This is a genomic window from Rickettsiella endosymbiont of Dermanyssus gallinae (genome assembly GCF_019285595.1).
Lineage (GTDB): Bacteria > Pseudomonadota > Gammaproteobacteria > Diplorickettsiales > Diplorickettsiaceae > Rickettsiella_B.
In genome coordinates, this window is the sequence record NZ_CP079094.1 from 1,670,001 (window position 1) to 1,687,422 (window position 17,422).

The 17,422-nt window shown below is 39.9% G+C and carries 19 protein-coding genes (1 of these 19 running past the window's edge); 11 read left to right on the forward strand and 8 right to left on the reverse strand.

Features of this window, described 5'->3' with window-relative positions:
* Together trxA and rho are read left to right on the forward strand one after the other, a co-directional pair.
* Positions 1-301 carry the 3' portion of a thioredoxin TrxA gene (trxA, locus tag KX723_RS08485; RefSeq protein ID WP_218813912.1) on the forward strand. It extends 32 nt beyond the left edge of the window, so the window shows 301 of its 333 coding nt (coding positions 33-333); the start codon falls outside the window, past its left edge; it ends in the stop codon at positions 299-301.
* Positions 302-698: 397 nt separating this feature from the next.
* Positions 699-1,964 (forward strand): transcription termination factor Rho, encoded by a 1,266-nt coding sequence (rho, locus tag KX723_RS08490; RefSeq protein ID WP_218813913.1) that lies wholly within the window; start codon positions 699-701, stop codon positions 1,962-1,964.
* Positions 1,965-2,014: 50 nt separating this feature from the next.
* Here rho and KX723_RS08495 read toward each other — a convergent pair whose 3' ends face one another.
* From KX723_RS08495 to KX723_RS08505, 4 genes are all read right to left on the reverse strand, one after another.
* Positions 2,015-2,608 carry a disulfide bond formation protein B gene (locus KX723_RS08495; RefSeq protein WP_218813914.1) on the reverse strand — a complete coding sequence of 198 codons (594 nt, stop codon included), beginning with the start codon at positions 2,606-2,608 and terminating at the stop codon, positions 2,015-2,017.
* 1 nt (position 2,609) lies between these two features.
* Positions 2,610-2,762 carry a DUF5993 family protein gene (locus KX723_RS09905; RefSeq protein ID WP_425516584.1) on the reverse strand — a complete coding sequence of 51 codons (153 nt, stop codon included), beginning with the start codon at positions 2,760-2,762 and terminating at the stop codon, positions 2,610-2,612.
* A gap of 77 nt (positions 2,763-2,839) precedes the next feature.
* On the reverse strand, positions 2,840-3,784 hold the full coding sequence (locus KX723_RS08500) for an L-threonylcarbamoyladenylate synthase (protein WP_218813915.1): 945 nt from the start codon (positions 3,782-3,784) through the stop codon (positions 2,840-2,842).
* 174 nt (positions 3,785-3,958) lie between these two features.
* Positions 3,959-4,927: a hypothetical protein gene (locus KX723_RS08505; RefSeq protein ID WP_218813916.1), complete on the reverse strand. Its 969-nt coding sequence runs from the start codon at positions 4,925-4,927 to the stop codon at positions 3,959-3,961.
* A 44-nt stretch (positions 4,928-4,971) separates the two neighbouring features.
* On the opposite strand from KX723_RS08505, the gene KX723_RS08510 reads away from it, so the two are divergent.
* Positions 4,972-5,142: a hypothetical protein gene (locus KX723_RS08510; protein WP_218813323.1), complete on the forward strand. Its 171-nt coding sequence runs from the start codon at positions 4,972-4,974 to the stop codon at positions 5,140-5,142.
* Between the two features lie 11 nt (positions 5,143-5,153).
* Here KX723_RS08510 and KX723_RS08515 read toward each other — a convergent pair whose 3' ends face one another.
* Together KX723_RS08515 and KX723_RS08520 are read right to left on the reverse strand one after the other, a co-directional pair.
* Positions 5,154-5,915, reverse strand: a complete 762-nt coding sequence (locus KX723_RS08515) for a hypothetical protein (protein ID WP_218813917.1) — start codon at positions 5,913-5,915, stop codon at positions 5,154-5,156.
* A gap of 364 nt (positions 5,916-6,279) precedes the next feature.
* Positions 6,280-6,450, reverse strand: coding sequence for a hypothetical protein (locus KX723_RS08520; RefSeq protein WP_218813323.1), 171 nt, complete (start codon positions 6,448-6,450; stop codon positions 6,280-6,282).
* Positions 6,451-6,657: 207 nt separating this feature from the next.
* Here KX723_RS08520 and KX723_RS08525 point away from each other — a divergent pair, with 207 nt between their 5' ends.
* From KX723_RS08525 to murB, 6 genes are all read left to right on the forward strand, one after another.
* Entirely contained in the window at positions 6,658-7,329 is a 672-nt protein-coding gene (locus tag KX723_RS08525) for an SCO family protein (protein ID WP_218813918.1), read from the forward strand.
* Positions 7,330-7,343: 14 nt separating this feature from the next.
* Positions 7,344-8,426 carry a tRNA 2-thiouridine(34) synthase MnmA gene (gene mnmA / locus KX723_RS08530; protein ID WP_218813919.1) on the forward strand — a complete coding sequence of 361 codons (1,083 nt, stop codon included), beginning with the start codon at positions 7,344-7,346 and terminating at the stop codon, positions 8,424-8,426.
* On the forward strand, positions 8,413-9,783 hold the full coding sequence (murD, locus tag KX723_RS08535) for a UDP-N-acetylmuramoyl-L-alanine--D-glutamate ligase (protein ID WP_218813920.1): 1,371 nt from the start codon (positions 8,413-8,415) through the stop codon (positions 9,781-9,783). Before mnmA ends, murD begins: the two co-directional genes overlap by 14 nt.
* 1 nt (position 9,784) lies before the next feature.
* The gene (gene ftsW / locus KX723_RS08540) at positions 9,785-10,933 is read left to right on the forward strand and encodes a putative lipid II flippase FtsW (RefSeq protein WP_218813921.1); all 1,149 of its coding nucleotides are present in this window, start codon (positions 9,785-9,787) and stop codon (positions 10,931-10,933) included.
* Positions 10,934-11,010: 77 nt separating this feature from the next.
* A complete protein-coding gene (gene murC, locus KX723_RS08545; RefSeq protein ID WP_425516603.1) occupies positions 11,011-12,435 on the forward strand; it encodes a UDP-N-acetylmuramate--L-alanine ligase in 1,425 nt (474 codons plus the stop codon).
* Positions 12,436-12,438: 3 nt separating this feature from the next.
* Entirely contained in the window at positions 12,439-13,320 is an 882-nt protein-coding gene (gene murB, locus KX723_RS08550) for a UDP-N-acetylmuramate dehydrogenase (protein WP_218813922.1), read from the forward strand.
* Here murB and KX723_RS08555 read toward each other — a convergent pair.
* Together KX723_RS08555 and rph are read right to left on the reverse strand one after the other, a co-directional pair.
* On the reverse strand, positions 13,315-14,880 hold the full coding sequence (locus KX723_RS08555) for an APC family permease (protein ID WP_218813923.1): 1,566 nt from the start codon (positions 14,878-14,880) through the stop codon (positions 13,315-13,317). The two genes, murB and KX723_RS08555, sit on opposite strands and share 6 nt — an antisense overlap.
* 168 nt (positions 14,881-15,048) lie before the next feature.
* Positions 15,049-15,768 (reverse strand): ribonuclease PH, encoded by a 720-nt coding sequence (gene rph / locus KX723_RS08560; protein WP_218814997.1) that lies wholly within the window; start codon positions 15,766-15,768, stop codon positions 15,049-15,051.
* Positions 15,769-15,884: 116 nt separating this feature from the next.
* On the opposite strand from rph, the gene KX723_RS08565 reads away from it, so the two are divergent.
* Complete coding sequence (locus KX723_RS08565) at positions 15,885-16,736, forward strand: YicC/YloC family endoribonuclease (RefSeq protein WP_218813924.1); 852 nt, start codon at positions 15,885-15,887, stop codon at positions 16,734-16,736.
* A 3-nt stretch (positions 16,737-16,739) separates the two neighbouring features.
* Positions 16,740-17,372: a guanylate kinase gene (gmk, locus tag KX723_RS08570; protein ID WP_218813925.1), complete on the forward strand. Its 633-nt coding sequence runs from the start codon at positions 16,740-16,742 to the stop codon at positions 17,370-17,372.
* Positions 17,373-17,422 lie beyond the last annotated feature (50 nt).

Genomic DNA, 17,422 nt, shown 5'->3' on the forward strand with positions numbered 1-17,422 from the left:
TGCTTCCTTTGAAGAAGAAGTTTTAAAATCCAAATTGCCCGTATTAGTTGATTTCTGGGCTACCTGGTGTGGTCCTTGTAAGCAACTTGTACCTGTCTTAGACGAAATAGCTAAAGAGTATGATGGGAAAATAACGATTGCTAAAGTAGACGTTGACGGAAATCAAGCGACGCCAGCAAAATTCGGCGTACGCGGAATACCTACATTAATCCTCTTTAAAGATGGAAAAGCACAAGCCACGAAAGTCGGTGCTTTATCAAAAACAGATTTAGCCGCTTTTATAGACAAGCATCTTGCTTAAATAGAGATACTCACAGCAATGGGATTTTCGGCAAGGCGCCGCGAAAATGAAGCAACCGGCGTGTATAGATGATACATGAGGATTGTGAATTGAGTGGGAACACAGCCGAAAACTCAAGTGCGAAGCGTATAACGATGTTTCTACTTACTAAGATACTAAGTAGAATGGATGTTAAGGTAATTACTATTTTTCACTGTCAATGTATTAGGAGCTGCCTAAAGTTATAGCAGCGTTACATGCTATCCATATATAGGAGTTATATTTATTTGTATCCTTGTGTAGGATATAACGTGAATAGATTTTAAATATCTTCGAATTCCCGAAATTATTTCTCTTGCTTTTAAATATCCCATAACCGCTAACTAGAAAATTTTCCTTTTATGAAAGAAACAACATTATGAATTTAACTGAACTTAAAAAAAACTCACCGGCTGAACTGGTTACGATTGCTGAAGAATTAAAAATAGACGGCCTTGGCCGCCTTCATAAAAAGGATATGATTTTTTCTATTCTTAAAGCACATGCTAAACGAGGCGAGGATATTTACGGTGCTGGCGTACTAGAAATACTACCTGATGGGTTTGGATTTTTACGCTCTTCCGAAGGTTCTTATCTTGCAGGGCCTGATGACATTTATGTCTCCCCTAGCCAAATCCGTCGATTCAATCTTCATACCGGCGATACTGTTTCTGGAAAAATTCGCCCTCCCAAAGAAAGTGAACGCTACTTTGCTTTACTCAAAGTAGACGAAATTAATTTTGACACCCCTGATAATGCTAAAAATCGGGTTTTATTTGAGAATTTAACGCCTTTATTTCCCGATGAGCGTATCTGTCTAGAGCGTGGGAATGGTAGTACAGAAGATATTACAGCCCGGGTCATTGATTTAGTTGCACCCACCGGAAAAGGCCAGCGTGGAATCATCGTATCACCACCTAAAGCCGGAAAAACGATGATGATGCAAAACATTGCACAATCTATCGTACATAATTGTGCTGAATGTTATTTAATTGTTTTATTAATTGATGAACGCCCTGAAGAAGTAACCGATATGCGACGTTCTGTTAAAGGTGACAGAGTAGAAGTCATTGCCAGTACTTTCGATGAACCCGCTACACGTCATGTACAAGTAGCTGAAATTGTCATTGAAAAAGCAAAACGACTCGTCGAGCATAAAAAAGATGTGGTGATTTTACTAGATTCCATGACGCGTTTAGCACGTGCCTATAATACCGTCATTCCTTCTTCCGGGAAGGTGTTAACCGGTGGTGTCGATGCCAATGCGTTACAACGCCCTAAACGTTTCTTTGGTGCCGCACGTAACATTGAAGAAGGTGGTAGTTTAACCATTATCTCAACCGCACTGGTTGATACGGGCTCAAAAATGGATGATGTTATCTATGAGGAATTCAAAGGTACGGGTAATATGGAAATTCACCTTGATCGTCGAATTGCTGAAAAACGCATTTACCCCGCTATCCATTTAAATCGTTCAGGTACACGACGTGAAGAACTTCTGGCAAAACCTGATGTATTACAAAAAATGTGGATTTTACGTAAAATCCTCCAATCAATGGACGAAATTGCAGCGATGGAATTCTTGATTGATCGCTTGAAGGCGACTAAAACGAATAATGAATTTTTTGATTCGATGAAGAAATAAAATTCTTTATTTAAGGAATAAGCCTCGTTATTGTGCGCAGTGACGAGGCTTTAAGTATGCGTAGGATGAACCTCGACTAATTGAATCTCATATTTAACTGGATTCTCAGGGCACGCTTTAAACCCACACTCAAGATAAGTAGAAATACCATTAAATACAGTCAAAATAAAAACCACTGCAAAAGCAAGGTGCGTTAACCATTGTAAAGTTTTGCTTTTAAACGCACTACTCGGTATCTCTGAATATTGCGGGGAAATACTAAAAATAATGGCGATATAAATAATGACGCCTACACATAAAAGAAAAACCCAAGTATATAAATGTAACCCTAAAACAGAAGAACCATAGCCTGGATCGCCAGGTATGACATGCAAAAATATCTGGCGTACCGACATTGCTGCTGTTAATAAAGCGGCAAGTAATGAAAGTGTGTAATGACCCGGATGGATATTAAATTTCACATTAAGCAAAAAACCAAACGCGATCGCTAAAATTCCAATACGCTGCAATATACATAAAGGACAAGGTAGTTCATGTAAAATCAGCTGTAATGCAAATGCAATAAGCAATAAAAGGCAAAGCCCCAATGCATCAAGTGCATTAAAGATTTTAATGATTTTAGCAACTTTATGAGGTTCCATCATATTAAAACTGCAAAGCTAGCTGATCAGTAAGATGATGCAGGAAGACAAACGCTGTCGCTAGGAAAAAGAAAATAAATAGGCCAATAGCAAGCCGCCTTTGATTAAACCAGGCCAGTAATACACAAATACTATAGATAAAAAATAGAGCTAACATCCGCTTTCCCTGCAAATGATAATATTAAGTTAGACTATATTTTCAAAAAAATCTATCTAACGGGCCATCAACACATTTTAGCTTCGTAATAAAGCATGTATCCCTGCCCATGCCTCATTCTGGGGTAAAGATTCAATTAAAATTTGAGTTGTTGAATTTTTTTCAGCCTCATGCAAATGTTGATATAACACACGTCCATAGTCACTTGCCTCTTCAGGCATCGTTATCCAAATCAGATTCGTATGGCTAACACGAGCCGGTTGTCGTGCCAATACCGTTATTGATTTTCCTTGGTTTAAATAGTGATGAACACTATTTTCCAGCTCATCCCTTTCTATCTGTCTTAACGGTAATCGGATACGACCCAGCACAGAAGAATCAGCCACGAGTTCTGAACCTATCACACGTTGTATCGCTTCTTGCGAAATAGCGCCTAGTCTTAAGATACGTGGACTATCTGACGAAACATCTACAATAGTTGATTCAATACCAATCGAACAGGCGCCACCATCAACAATCGCATCAAGTTCATCCGCAAATGCTTGCCGAACATGTGTGGCTTGTGTAGGGCTAAGATGTGCCGAACGATTGGCAGAAGGAGCTGCTAAACCCCCAGCAAATGCCTGCAATATTGACTGTGCAACCGGATGATCCGGCACTCTCAGACCAACTTTAGACCCTCCTCCGCTAAGCTCAGATAAAACAGATGCTTTTTTATTGAAAATTAACGTCAAAGGACCTGGCCAAAAATAATCAGCCAATCGTTGCGCGAGTGGAGAAACATCATTCGCCCATTCGGCTAAATCATGATTTTGGGGGAGCAAAACGCTTAAAGGCTGGGTTAAAGGGCGAGCCTTAAGCCTAAATATCCGTTTAATCGCCGATAAGCTTCTCGCATCCCCAGCCAGGGCATAGACAGTCTCGGTTGGAAAGGCAATGACCCCTCCTTGCTGCAAAGAGAATACCAGTTTCTGTAACTGCCCCTCACTCATTAGGTTTATTTTTTCTTTAGCTATTTTCATCTGGTTTTTCTATACCAGAAAAAAATAGGCTAAACAAGTCTAAGTAGACACTAGAAACCGTCTCCCTACCACTTGAGCAGGGTGCATCGATATACCGTTACTTTTTTATTTAAAAAGGGCAACCTATCGTCGCCCTCTAATTGAGTTTCAAGCATTACGAAGCGCTGTATAAACTTAAATATGCGCTACTATCTCATTAAGCTTAGCTAATTCTTCCTTTATTTCATTAGCATATTGCATACTTGTTACTTTTCCTCCACCCCACAATTTAGCTAAAGGCCTTAATACAGAAATTCCCCGATAACGCGATAAGGTTTCTTCATTAGAAGAAATAAAGCTATATAGTCCCTGGAGCTCATCACGAATTTCTCCTACTTTAGCTTTATCCACCTCAGTATTTTGGAATAATTCTTCATTCTTAGCTTTAATTGCGTTTGCTCTATCTGAGATCTCTTGTAGCTTTCCTGATTTTTCATCAGCATCCCAATAGCCATGCCGTATTTTTTCCCCGTGCTCTTTAATTTGATCTAAAACTGGCTTTTCTTCGTCAAAAAATTTGGTAATGCTATAAATAGCAGGCCTCAAATCAGTTTTTTTATCTCCTTCCTGCTTAACGATTATACAATGAAAACTATCTGCCTCTTCGACACATTTAGTTACTCTTTCTAGCAGCAAAGCAAGTTGATCGGCATCATTCTGAGAAAAATCGGCAAATATTGTCTGCAAAGAAGCTACTTCTTGCAGTATCCGTTTTGCTGATTCTATTTCAGAATAAGGACAAACCTGCTCATTGATTCGTTCAAATCTCCTTTTAGAATCTCTCACAAAATTATTTTTTATTGCATCAAGCTTTTTATTAAAAATTTCCTTAATAAGTACAGCTTGATATTCCAATTCGGCCAAGGGTTTTGCTTCTAACGCCTTATGAAACATACTAATGTGACCATCCAGTAATTCTCTTTCAAGTAATTTTTCTCCTTCTTCTAAGAGTAAAGGCGCTAATCCAAAAATCTGCTTAGAAATTCCATCAACTTTTTCTTTTAGATCAAGCATTTTTTTATCGATTTTATCGAAATAAAGTTGCATTATTTCAACAAATTTTTCTTCTTGCTCAAGTAAATAACATGCATTTTCTTCAGTCAATTTTTTATTTTTATCGTTTGCTAATATTAATGAAATTTCATTCGATGAGACAGGAAAGCATTGTGAAAGCAATGCGAAGTCGAAGAGCCCGCGATAGGCGTGCGTTGACGGGCGAAGCAGGAAACGCATCACGCCGTAAAGTCATTTGTGGGAGGCACGGGCATGAACTCCGAAGGAGTGAGTGCGTGCCGGACGCAGGACGTATCGCGGCCTAATTTCAGTCGCGTCATGCGAACGAATTTCGGGGACACGATGGCCGAAATTCTTCGGGAGCATAGCGACTCACTTGCATTGCTTGTTGAAGATTGCCTACCTCTGGCTGGATGCCTATAAACCTAGACTGTAGATTTGTAAGCGTACGATGCAAAAAATCCAAACCATCAAGTGAAAAACTAACCCTAATCTTATTAAACCTTTCAATAACAGCATTTAACCCGGCATTATCCTTTTCGATCGTATATTCCGCACAGTTCAGTTGCAACTCATCTAATTCTTTATCAATTTCTACGTTTCCATGAAATTGGCCTTCGGAGGAATTTCTATATTTTTTAGCCCAATTTTGCAGCTCTGAAATTTTATTGTTTATTACATCGAAAGCTTTTCCTTGATCATCATTTAATTTAAGCTTTTTCAATAAAATTAACTCGTCATTTAAATAAACATCTAAATTGTCTTCTTTATAAAACGCAAACCCTTTTTGTCCTAAAAAATCGATAATGTCATTAAGATTTTTGCGATCAAAATTATCCAGACTATCAGCAATAACATCTCTTAATTTTTGTTTGCCAGAGTTATTTATAGCAATGGTTATTAAATGGTCTGATTTATTAGACTTTTTATATTCCTCTCTGTTCATAATTATTGTTTTTAACTTTCCTCTACTAGTAGGAAGAATAGCTTTACCCATCTCTATAACAATAACTTTAATTTTTTCTCTTATTGGAAAATAATTCTGGTCTATAGCCATCGCCTTATAAAAATTAGCCATAAAATCTCTCCTTTATTAATATTATTATTTTTACAGTCCAAATAAATATTTATTTTTTAATAATTAATTAAAATATTCGGCAGTAATTTATCATTATTAAAATTAATTTGTCTAGTTATTTTAATTTTTTAAATTAAATAACAGCCTTATATCAAATAAATATAGTTAATTTTTTACAAAAAAATTAACTATATTAAATATTCATCATATAAAATAAATAAAAATAAAATCGTGCCGTGCCTGCATATAACCTACCTTTCATCTTTAGACTAAATCGGTAGCTATTAGAACAAGTGAGTCGCTATGCTCCCGAAGAATTTCGGCCATCGTGTCCCCGAAATTCGTTCGCATGACGCGACTGAAATTAGGCCGCGATACGTCCTGCGTCCGGCACGCACTCACTCCTTCGGAGTTCATGCCCGTGCCTCCCACAAATGACTTTACGGCGTGATGCGTTTCCTGCTTCGCCCGTCAACGCACGCCTATCGCGGGCTCTTCGACTTCGCATTGCTTTCACAATGCTTTCCTGTCTCATCGAATGAAAGAGTAGATTCAATAGCCGATAATGACTACCTATCTTGGCGAGCGTTCTCTTACTTCTTAGGAGATTTATAGTTGCAGCAATCCATTTATTAAAGCAAACTAAAGGCATAGCAACGATAGAACCCTTTCATTATTCGAATTCTTATTGGCTCATGCCGTTTTTTCTATTCATGGACCATTCTTTAATGAGGAGCATTGGATGCCTTACCCGTCTTCTAAAAACAACGTTTTGCCGTTGGTATGTTTCACTGTCATTGCCCTCGTGTTAGGCCTTGGCTTTAACACATGGTATACAGCAAAGCATAAGATAAACTTACCCACATCGGGCACGCAAATCAGCCACCCGCAAAGAATCCCTGAATTCCTACTGACAGAGGGATCGGGTGACCCATTTACCAACCATAGCTTAAAAGGCCACTATAGTTTTCTCTTTTTTGGCGACACTCAGACGCATGACCCAATGAACGTGCTTTCACATCTCTACGCACAATTTGAAGAAGAAAAGCTCCCATTGCCTCAAATTGTCTTTATTACCCTGGACCCAAAGCATGATGAGCAAAAAATAGTCGCCGATTATGTCAAAACGTTTAATCCAGCTTTCAAAGGCGTAACAGGCCCTTTAGTCGGTATTCAGCAGCTAAGTAAGCAAATGGGTGTCGTTTATATCCAGACCCAACAAAAAAACTCTAACGATAAAAACCACCCCATTGACCATAATGGCACCCTCTACCTCATCAATCCTGCCGGACAGCTCATTGCCGTCTTTTCTCCGCCGCATAAAAAAGATACTATTGCCCAGAACTATAAGGCCCTTATGCAAGTACAGCAGCTAGTAAATACAAGTGACCTTCGAGCCAATAACAAGCTATAACAAATAAATTCGCTATGAAAAAACGTGTCATCATAGGCTTATCAGGCGGAGTAGATTCCTCTGTTGCCACTTTATTACTTAAAGAGCAAGGTTATGACGTCCAAGGCTTGTTTATGAAGAATTGGGAAGAGGATGATACTGAAGAGTATTGTTCGGCGAGTACTGATATTGCGGATGCACAAGCTGTTTGTGATCATCTGTCTATCCCATTGCATACGATTAATTTTGCAGCCGAATATTGGGACCGTGTTTTTTCTCACTTTTTGAAAGAATATCAAGCAGGTCGCACACCTAATCCGGATATCCTTTGCAACAAAGAAATTAAGTTCAAAGCTTTTCTAGAATACGCCATACAACAAGGCGCCGATTTTATCGCTACCGGTCATTATGCGGGCATATCTTTTGCAGACAATGACTATCAATTACTTAAAAGTACTGATAAAAACAAGGATCAAACTTATTTTCTGTATACCTTAGGACAAGAACAATTAAGCAAAACCTTATTCCCACTCGCCTTGCTTAATAAAACAGAAATACGAAAAATTGCTGAGCAAGCCGGGCTATTGAATCATAATAAAAAGGATAGTACAGGCATTTGCTTTATTGGCGAACGAAAGTTCAAACGCTTCTTACAAAATTATTTACCGGCGCAACCGGGTGACATTGAAACTCAAGAAGGAAACCGCATAGGCCAACATGACGGGCTTATGTTCTATACGATTGGCCAACGACAAGGCCTTGGGATCGGTGGCCTAAAAAAAACTGAATTAACACCCTGGTATGTGGCCGATAAAGCACTAGATCGCAACGCCTTAATCGTTGTGCAAGGCCGCGATCATCCCGCACTCTATTCCACCGTCCTTATCTGCGAACAACTAGACTGGGTTAATGAGCAGCCACCAGCCTTCCCCTTTACTTGTACCGCAAAAATCCGCTATAGACAGCTTGAAACGCCTTGCAATGTTATGCTGGATGCAGAGAACAAGCTGCGTGTTGAATTTGAGCAGGCGCAATGGGCTATTACGCCCGGCCAGTCGATCGTTTTCTATCAAGACACGCGTTGCTTAGGAGGAGGAATTATTCATGGCTCGGTCTAATGCTTCTCATCGGCGATTAATTATTGGCTTGGGTGAAGCCGGGCTTTCCTGTGCCCGCTATTTTAGCCGTAATCGTCTATGGCCAAAGCGTTTTGCATTATTAGATAGCCGTTTAGATCCACCTCTTTTAGCAACCTTTAAAAAAGAATTCCCACACGTGCCGCTTTACTTAGGCCCATTTGATCCGCAATTGTTGGAACAAGCAAAAGAATTAATTGTGAGCCCAGGCATCGATTTAGATGATCCTGTCATTGCCAACGCAATCGCTAAAACTGGCGTACGTCCAATCGGTGATATTGAATTATTTGCTCAAAAAGCGCGTGCCCCCATTATTGCAATCACCGGCACCAATGCAAAAGGAACCGTGACAACCTTAGTTGGCGACATGATTCACGCCTCACAAAAAACGGCGAAGGTGGGAGGAAATATCGGCAAAGCGGCGCTGGATTTATTAAAAGGTGCTAAACCCGATTTCTATGTATTAGAAATTTCTAGCTTTCAGTTGCAAACCACTTATTCACTCAAAGCAAAAGTCGCGACGATTCTGAATATTAGCCCTGATCATTTGGATCGGCATAAAACCCTAGAAAACTATACGCAAACCAAACAACGTATTTACCAACATTGTAAAACAGCGGTATGGAATCAAGACGATCCCAACACACATCCATACAGCCACTTTAAACCAAAACAAATCCTCAGCTTTGGTTTAAAAATGGTAAAACCTAATTCAGAAAAGTTTGGCCTTCAACTATCAAACAAAAAAATTTACTTAGCGAAAGGAAGCAAACGCCTCATGCCTGTTGATAAGCTTTTTATCAAAGGAAAACATAATTGGGCCAATGCCTTAGCCGCGTTAACCATCGGAGAGGCCATTCAACTTCCACTAGCCTCAATGCTAGAAGCTTTATGCCAATTTAAGGGCCTAACACACCGTTGCCAATGGATTAAAGAAGAAAAAGGTGTCACCTGGTATAACGACTCTAAAGCAACCAATGTAGGCGCAACTATGGCAGCCTTACAGGGTTTAGGCCCTGCCACTCGAGGAAAAATTGTTTTAATTGCTGGTGGCCTGGGAAAAGGCGCTGATTTCAATCTTTTAAAACACAGTGTTAAAACACATGTTAAAACGGTCATATTAATTGGGCAAGATGCCCCTCTATTAAAACAAGCATTGGAGAATGACACTTTAACGCAAGCGGCCAGCGATTTAGCACATGCTGTTTCACTGGCACAACAAGCCGCTTCACCGGGAGATGCTGTATTACTATCGCCCGCCTGCGCGAGTATGGATATGTTCAAAAACTATGAAGAACGCGGCAATGTTTTTGCGCAGCTAGTACGAGGAGAACCTTAACATGGCTAAAGCGATTCAACAGGAGGGACCCGTTGTCCTCTATGATCGCACGTTACTTTTTTCAATTTTAACGTTATTAGCATTTGGCCTCTTAATGGTTGCCTCTACCTCGATTGTGATTTCAGAACGTCAATACGGCCAAGCTTTCCATTACTTTTTCCACCAGTTATTTTATTTGATATTAGGCATAGGAACAGGGGCCGTTATTTTCCAAATAAAAACGGATTATTGGAAACAAATAAGTCTTGCACTGTTAGTGTTAAGTATCGCTTTACTCGTAGTCGTTTTATTACCAGGTATTGGCAGGCAGGTTAATGGCAGTATGCGTTGGCTTGGATTCGGTCCTTTTGGCCTGCAAGTCTCTGAATTCGTAAAATTAACGATGATCGTTTACTTAGCAGGCTATCTACTCCGCCAAGAAAAACAAGTACAAACACAAATACGCGGATTTCTAAAACCACTGTTAGTTCTTGCGATTATTACGTTTTTATTATTACGTGAACCCGATTTTGGCGCAGCCACTGTTATTTTAGTTACTAGCCTTGGCATGTTGTTTTTAGCGGGTGTACGAATTTGGCAATTTGCGATCCTCTTTACCGGCGTGGTACTTATTTTAGGCATCCTTGCGATTAGCTCACCCTATCGCTTAGCCCGTTTAACGACCTTTCTTAACCCTTGGGCAAATCAATTTGATTCTGGTTATCAGTTAACACAATCTTTAATTGCATTTGGACGCGGCGGCTGGTTTGGCGTCGGCCTTGGTGAAAGCATACAAAAATTATTTTATCTTCCAGAAGCGCATACTGATTTTCTATTTGCCGTGTTAACCGAAGAATTAGGCCTTATTGGCGGATTATTTATGGTCTTATTATTTTCGGTATTAGTATGGCGCGCCTTACGTATTGGCCAACGCTGCTTTAATGCGGGACAACGTTTTTCTGCTTATCTTGCCTACGGCATTGGTTTAAATATTGCCCTTCAAGTAATGATTAACATTGGTGTCAATATGGGTGTACTTCCCACTAAAGGATTAACACTCCCTTTAATGAGTTATGGCGGCAGTAGTTTATTGATTACCTGTATGATGCTTTCGTTATTATTACGCATCGATTATGAATATCGCTTAGCTGAATTTGGCTATCGTGAATAAGCCATCTTCGAGATAAGATGTTGAGCCTACCTACAACTAATGCCACAATACGCCCATCTCCTTACAAGATATAGGCTATCTCTATGAAAAACCCTTTTGTAGACCACCAAATGGGCCGTATTCAGCATCTTCATTTCGTTGGCATCGGTGGTGCTGGCATGGGCGGTATTGCCGAAATCCTACTCAATGAGGGTTACACGGTTTCGGGCTCTGATCTACAAGAAAATAGCATGACCCAACATTTGCAACAGCTAGGCGCACAATTCAACCGTGGTCATAAAGCGCAGCATATTGATAAAGCAGATGTGATCATCTATTCCAGTGCCGTGCCAAAAGATAATGTAGAGATTATGAAAGCGCGGCAAACGCATATCCCGGTAGTCCCTAGAGCCTTAATGCTGGCCGAATTAATGCGATTTCGCTATGGGATTGCTGTCGCTGGCACGCATGGAAAGACAACAACCACCAGCTTGGTTGCTAGTCTACTAGGTGAAGCAGGACTTGATCCTACCTTTGTTATTGGCGGCTGTCTTAATAGCACTAATACGCATGCACGACTCGGTTCAGGCCGCTACTTGGTTGCGGAAGCAGATGAAAGCGACGCTTCTTTTCTTTATTTAAAACCGATGGTGGCTATCATCACCAATATCGACGCCGATCACATGGGTACCTATGACGGAAATTTTCAGCGCCTCAAACAAAGCTTTATAGAGTTTTTACGCCATTTACCCTTTTATGGTTTAGCAATCGTCTGTATAGACGATCCTATTATACGTTCTATTCTTCCTGAAGTGATGCGCCCTGTTATTACCTATGGGTTCAGCAAAGACGCTGATATACGCATTACCTCTTTCAAACAAAAAGAAATTAAAAATCACTTTACTGTTTTACGCAAAAACCAAAAACCGTTAGATATCACCTTAAATTTACCTGGACAACATAATGCCTTGAATGCTGTCGCTAGCATTGCTGTTGCAACTGAATTAAATATTGCTGATGACGTGATTCAAAGCGCTTTAGCTAACTTTAGTGGTGTTGATAGACGCTTTCAAATCCTCGGTGAATTTAAAATTAAAAAAGGACGTATTTTATTAATTGATGATTATGGCCATCATCCCAGTGAAATTGCCGCTACTTTAAAAACGATTCGCGCGGCTTGGCCCGATCGACGTTTAGTTATGACATATCAGCCACACCGTTACACCCGTACACGCGATCTATTTAATGACTTTGTCACTGTATTAGCCGGCGTAGATCATTTATTGTTATTAGACGTCTATTCGGCTGGTGAAACACCTATACCCGGTGCTGATAGCCTTGCACTATCCGAACACATTCGCCAACACTCTGATTTAAATCCTACCGTTGTTGAAAACAAAAAACATTTATCGCGCAATTTGCACGATATTCTTGAAGATAACGATGTACTTTTATTACAAGGTGCGGGTGATATTGGCAGTATCGCACAAGAACTTGCCCTGTCCGAATTCAGCATGGATTAAATAATGCAGGAACTCCATGGCAGCTTACTAGAAAATGTTTCACTCTCAGATTACACCTCCTGGCGAGTTGGAGGTCCTGCACAACGCCTTTATATTCCTAAAGACAGCGATGATCTCATTAACTTCCTAAAACAATTACCAGCAAAAGAACCGCTGTTATTTTTAGGTTTAGGGAGTAATACGTTAATACGTGATGGGGGTCTTAAAACAACCGTTGTTGTTACCCAAGGTGCGCTGAGCAAATTTGAATTACTAGAACCTACTGTGATACGCGCCGAAGCAGGCGTCGCATCACCTGCATTCGCACGATTCTCTGCAAGAAAAAATTTAAGTGGTGCCGAATTTTTAGCGGGTATTCCTGGCACTATCGGTGGTGCTTTAGCAATGAACGCGGGATGTAATGGTTCAGAAACGTGGGAGATTGTTAAAGCAGTAGAAACTATCAACCGGCATAGAGAAAAAAAACTTCGTTATCCCAGCGACTATCAAATTGCTTACCGTAGCGTCAGTGTTTTTCCCGATGAATTTTATCTAGCTGCCCATTTCCAATTAAAACCAGGCGATAAAGAAGAATCTTTAGAAAAAATACGATCGCTATTAGCGCATCGTACTGCGACGCAACCAACCAATGAACCCAGTTGTGGCTCTGTGTTTCGTAACCCTGAAAATGATTATGCGGCGCGTCTTATTGAAAGTTGTGGATTAAAAGGCCTAAAGATAGGTGGCGCCTCTGTTTCTACTAAACATGCTAATTTTATTGTCAACGAAGGCCAGGCGACCGCTGCCGATATTGAAGCACTCATAGAAAAAGTCAGTGATACCGTTTTAAAAAAACAGCATATTCAACTTATTCGCGAAGTTCATATTATTGGCGATAAGCTATAAATCTTGTAATTGCTTATTCATCAACTCAAATGACTCCTGCTCTGCAGCATCCTTCACCAAACAATGCTGCGATAAATAAAGCATGAGCACACTAAAAGGAAAAATTAATAACATACCAAAAGGAAATCTAAATAAACCCATACCACCAAAAGGCCCTAAATAAGATAATAATAATAACAATGTTACATAAGAAAAAAACCAATATAAACTTAGTTTATTGGAGACACGGGTATTACGGTGATAAAAAAAATAGATAATAATCCCTACCACAATGGCTAAATAAAGTTTCCAAATCACTGAGAATCCACACCAATAAAGCATTAAATTACAAACAAAAAAAGCACCGTGACACAAAACAAAGCTATTATCTAGTCTAAATGGACGATATTGTTCTGCACGCAGCTTACGCAATGCTAACAAGCAGATCGGCCCCACACCATAAGAAAAAATGCTCGCTGACGCTAGAAATGCCACCATTTTTTGCCATCCGGGAAAAGGTAGAAAAGATAATGCTCCCACCAAAAAGTTAGCATATAAGGTAATGTATGGAATTTGATGCCTATTCACTTTTAAAAAAAGTGATGGTAAATATTTATTAAGTGCCATGCCGTACAAAATACGTGAAGTGGCGGCGGTATAAACCAATGTTGTACCTAAAGGCGAAAAGGCGGCATCAAACAACAATAAAGTAGCGACCAAACTCAATCCTAATAAAAGTGTTAACCCAACTAACGGACCACTATCGCCTGGAAACGTAAGCTGATACCAACCCTGTTGTAGATATATTTTTGGAATTGCCATTAAAAAAGCAAGCTGCAAGGTAAAATATAAAATTAATCCAATCAAAATCGCACCTAACATAGCGATAGGAATTGTTTTTTGCGGATTTTTTACTTCTCCCGCCAACATTAAGCCGTTTTGAAAACCGGTAAAAGCAAAGGCAATGCCGCCGGCTGACAGGGCAGAAAATATTTGCATCCAACTTTCTTCTGTCGTCAGCGTTAAATGAATATTCTCAAAAGAAGGCGACGTATGCATCAATGCCACAATGGCAATAGAGGGAAGAATAAATTTTATGATACTGGCATATTTATTACATTCAGTAAGGAATTTAATGCCATAAGTATTAAGCAATACAATAGCAAACATAATCGCTAATGCAGCGATATATCCTATATGAGAAAGCTTGAAATAATTGGCTTCTTTAACAAGTAATGCTGGAAAGAAATGGCTGCTATATTGCAAAATAGCTTGAATTTCTATCGGTGTCATCACCACGTAAGATAGCCACGTGATCCAAGAAAATAAAAACCCAACCTCTCTTCCATGCGTAAACGTCGGATAATTAGACATTCCACCGGATAACGGCAGCATTGCACCTAATTCGCACAGCGGCAAAGCGATCAATAACATAAAAATTGCGGCGATAATCCAGCTTACCAATGCATTCGGTCCTGCCATTTTCGCCCCAAGAAAAGGCGTAAATAACCATCCTGATCCAATCATACCGCCGGCAGCAACAATGAGTATATTCGTCGTAGAGATATCGCGTTTTAACAATTTAATCTCCCTATCATTCGCTAATTTTTATCGTCGTATACGTCAATCCTATCCATCAAGGATAGCAAATATATTCGAAAAAAACCGTTTTACACGGATAATTAGCTAATTTTGGTGGCGTTGGAGGGGAGATGTCCCTGTAAAACCAGGGACATCTCGAAAAAACTGTTAAGAAATACCTAAACTTTCCTTTTGTTTTACAAATAATTGTTTGATTCCAGATTCTGCTAAGTTCAACAAACTATCAAACTCTTGCTTTGAAAAAGCCTTTTTCTCTGCGGTTGCTTGAAATTCAATAAACTCACCCTGCTCTGTCATGATGACATTCATATCCGTATCCGCTGTAGAATCTTCTGCATAATCGAGATCTAAAATCGGTGTGCCTTTATAAAGCCCTACAGAAACCGCAGCCACCAAAAAACGCATAGGGTCTTGCTTAATCTCGCCTTTTTTCTTCATCGTAGCCAGCGCATCGGCTAAAGCAACACAAGCGCCTGTGATAGCCGCCGTACGTGTGCCACCATCGGCTTGAATCACATCGCAATCCAATAAAATAGTATTTTCACCTAATTGTTTTAGATCAATACTCGTGCGCAACGCTCGACCAATCAAACGCTGAATCTCTAAGGTCCGACCTGATTGTTTACCACGACTCGCCTCTCGATCCATACGTGAATGGGTTGAACGCGGCAGCATCCCATATTCTGCGGTAAGCCAACCTTGGCCAGACCCCTTTAAAAACTTAGGCACACCCGCAATAACACTGGCATTGCAGATCACCTTGGTATGACCAAATTCAATTAATACGGATCCTTCTGCATGTTGGGTATAAGCACGCGTGATCTGAATAGCGCGTAGCGCATCAACGGAGCGTGAAGTAGAACGCATCATTATTTTCCTTCTATATTTATTACATAAGACTGATTAGAATAGACCTGCCGCCGGCAAGGCCTAAAACAGGCATCATTATACTTTTTAAATTAGCGATTAACATGATCTGTAGCATGACGGCTTTTGCCAGAAAAGAACAACAAACGGATTGGGGACATACCACTTGGGAATTACGTAGCGTTAATCACCGCTATTTAGACATTAGCCTCTCTTTACCTGAGTCCTTGAGTTACCTAGAACCCTTGCTGCGAAAAAAGCTAAGCCAACAGCTACGACGAGGCAGAGTCGATGTAAGGCTGCGTTACAAACCGCCTACTAACAAAGCGATTCCTATTGAGATTAATGAAGACCTCGCCACCGCGATTATCCAAACCCATAAAAAATTAGCAGCCCTGACCCAAACTTCTAGTTCCTTAGATCCTATTGAATTATTACGTTGGCCACAATTGCTAAAGCTTCCTGATATCGCTTACGAAACGCTACAATCCGATTTACTTGCTTTGTTTTCAGAAGCCCTGGCTGATTTATGTCTAACGCGAACCCAGGAAGGAAAAGCTATTCTTGATGTCATCGATCAGCGTTTAACAAAACTACAAAATCTAATCAACGTAATTAAGGAACAATTGCCTACTATTCTTTCACTACAACGTGAAAAAATCTTAGCACGTCTATCGGATATCAAAATTAGTTTAGACCCTAACCGTTTAGAACAGGAAATGCTATTATTCACTCAAAAAATGGATGTGGCAGAAGAATTAGATCGCTTACAAATCCATGTTAATGATTTTAAGAGGTTGCTTAAAAAACAAGCGCAGGGAAAACAGTTGGATTTCTTGCTCCAAGAATTAAATCGAGAAGCAAATACCTTAGCCTCTAAATCGCTTAATGCAGACCTTAGTTTAATGGCTGTTAACTTAAAAGTTTTAATTGAAGAAATACGCGAACAAGTGCAAAACGTCGAGTAAATTATGAAAATTCCTGGTACGCTTTATATTATCTCAGCACCTTCTGGTGGCGGAAAAACCAGTTTAGTGAATGCCTTGTTGGAGTCGGTATCGAATTTAGAAGTTTCTATTTCCTATACCACGCGCGCGCCTAGACCTGGTGAAAAAGAAGGGATAGATTATCACTTTGTTGATGAAACACAGTTTAAACAGCTTAAAAAAGAACACGCTTTTCTGGAAGATGCCACTGTTTTTGGCCATTACTATGCTACCTCTGTAGACTGGGTCACTAAAAAAATAGAAGCGGGTATTGATATTATTTTAGAAATCGACTGGCAAGGCGCACGGCAAATTAGAGAGAAAATGCCTGAATCTATAGGTATCTTTATCATCCCGCCCTCCTGGGAAACCTTGGAAAAAAGATTAAGGCTCAGAGCGCAGGATGAAGAGACGGTCATTAAAAAACGTATGGCTGATGCAAAAGCAGAGCTAGAACATTTTGATGAATATGATTACTTAATTCTTAATGATAATTTTTCAAATGCACTGGCCGACTTGAATGCCATTCTCAGAGTACGTCGCCTACGTAGCGGTATTCAACAACGGGAACTTGCTCCATTACTCGAAGATTTGTTGAAACAACCTTTTTCAAAGTAGTGGCTATCACAACAAAGCTTGCCACCTACACATTTTCCTTTTATAAAAAA

Excerpts from the sequence above, each read along its gene's own strand:
- KX723_RS08495 (WP_218813914.1), bottom strand. The coding sequence starts at position 2,608 with ATGATGGAACCTCATAAAGTTGCTAAAATCATTAAAATCTTTAATGCA.
- murB (WP_218813922.1), top strand. The coding sequence starts at position 12,439 with ATGCAGGAACTCCATGGCAGCTTACTAGAAAATGTTTCACTCTCAGAT.
- ftsW (WP_218813921.1), top strand. The coding sequence starts at position 9,785 with ATGGCTAAAGCGATTCAACAGGAGGGACCCGTTGTCCTCTATGATCGC.
- mnmA (WP_218813919.1), top strand. The coding sequence starts at position 7,344 with ATGAAAAAACGTGTCATCATAGGCTTATCAGGCGGAGTAGATTCCTCT.
- KX723_RS08515 (WP_218813917.1), bottom strand. The coding sequence starts at position 5,915 with ATGGCTAATTTTTATAAGGCGATGGCTATAGACCAGAATTATTTTCCA.
- rho (WP_218813913.1), top strand. The coding sequence starts at position 699 with ATGAATTTAACTGAACTTAAAAAAAACTCACCGGCTGAACTGGTTACG.
- murD (WP_218813920.1), top strand. The coding sequence starts at position 8,413 with ATGGCTCGGTCTAATGCTTCTCATCGGCGATTAATTATTGGCTTGGGT.
- KX723_RS09905 (WP_425516584.1), bottom strand. The coding sequence starts at position 2,762 with ATGTTAGCTCTATTTTTTATCTATAGTATTTGTGTATTACTGGCCTGG.
- KX723_RS08500 (WP_218813915.1), bottom strand. The coding sequence starts at position 3,784 with ATGAAAATAGCTAAAGAAAAAATAAACCTAATGAGTGAGGGGCAGTTA.
- KX723_RS08525 (WP_218813918.1), top strand. The coding sequence starts at position 6,658 with ATGCCTTACCCGTCTTCTAAAAACAACGTTTTGCCGTTGGTATGTTTC.
- gmk (WP_218813925.1), top strand. The coding sequence starts at position 16,740 with ATGAAAATTCCTGGTACGCTTTATATTATCTCAGCACCTTCTGGTGGC.
- KX723_RS08520 (WP_218813323.1), bottom strand. The coding sequence starts at position 6,450 with ATGAGACAGGAAAGCATTGTGAAAGCAATGCGAAGTCGAAGAGCCCGC.
- KX723_RS08565 (WP_218813924.1), top strand. The coding sequence starts at position 15,885 with ATGACGGCTTTTGCCAGAAAAGAACAACAAACGGATTGGGGACATACC.
- rph (WP_218814997.1), bottom strand. The coding sequence starts at position 15,768 with ATGCGTTCTACTTCACGCTCCGTTGATGCGCTACGCGCTATTCAGATC.
- KX723_RS08510 (WP_218813323.1), top strand. The coding sequence starts at position 4,972 with ATGAGACAGGAAAGCATTGTGAAAGCAATGCGAAGTCGAAGAGCCCGC.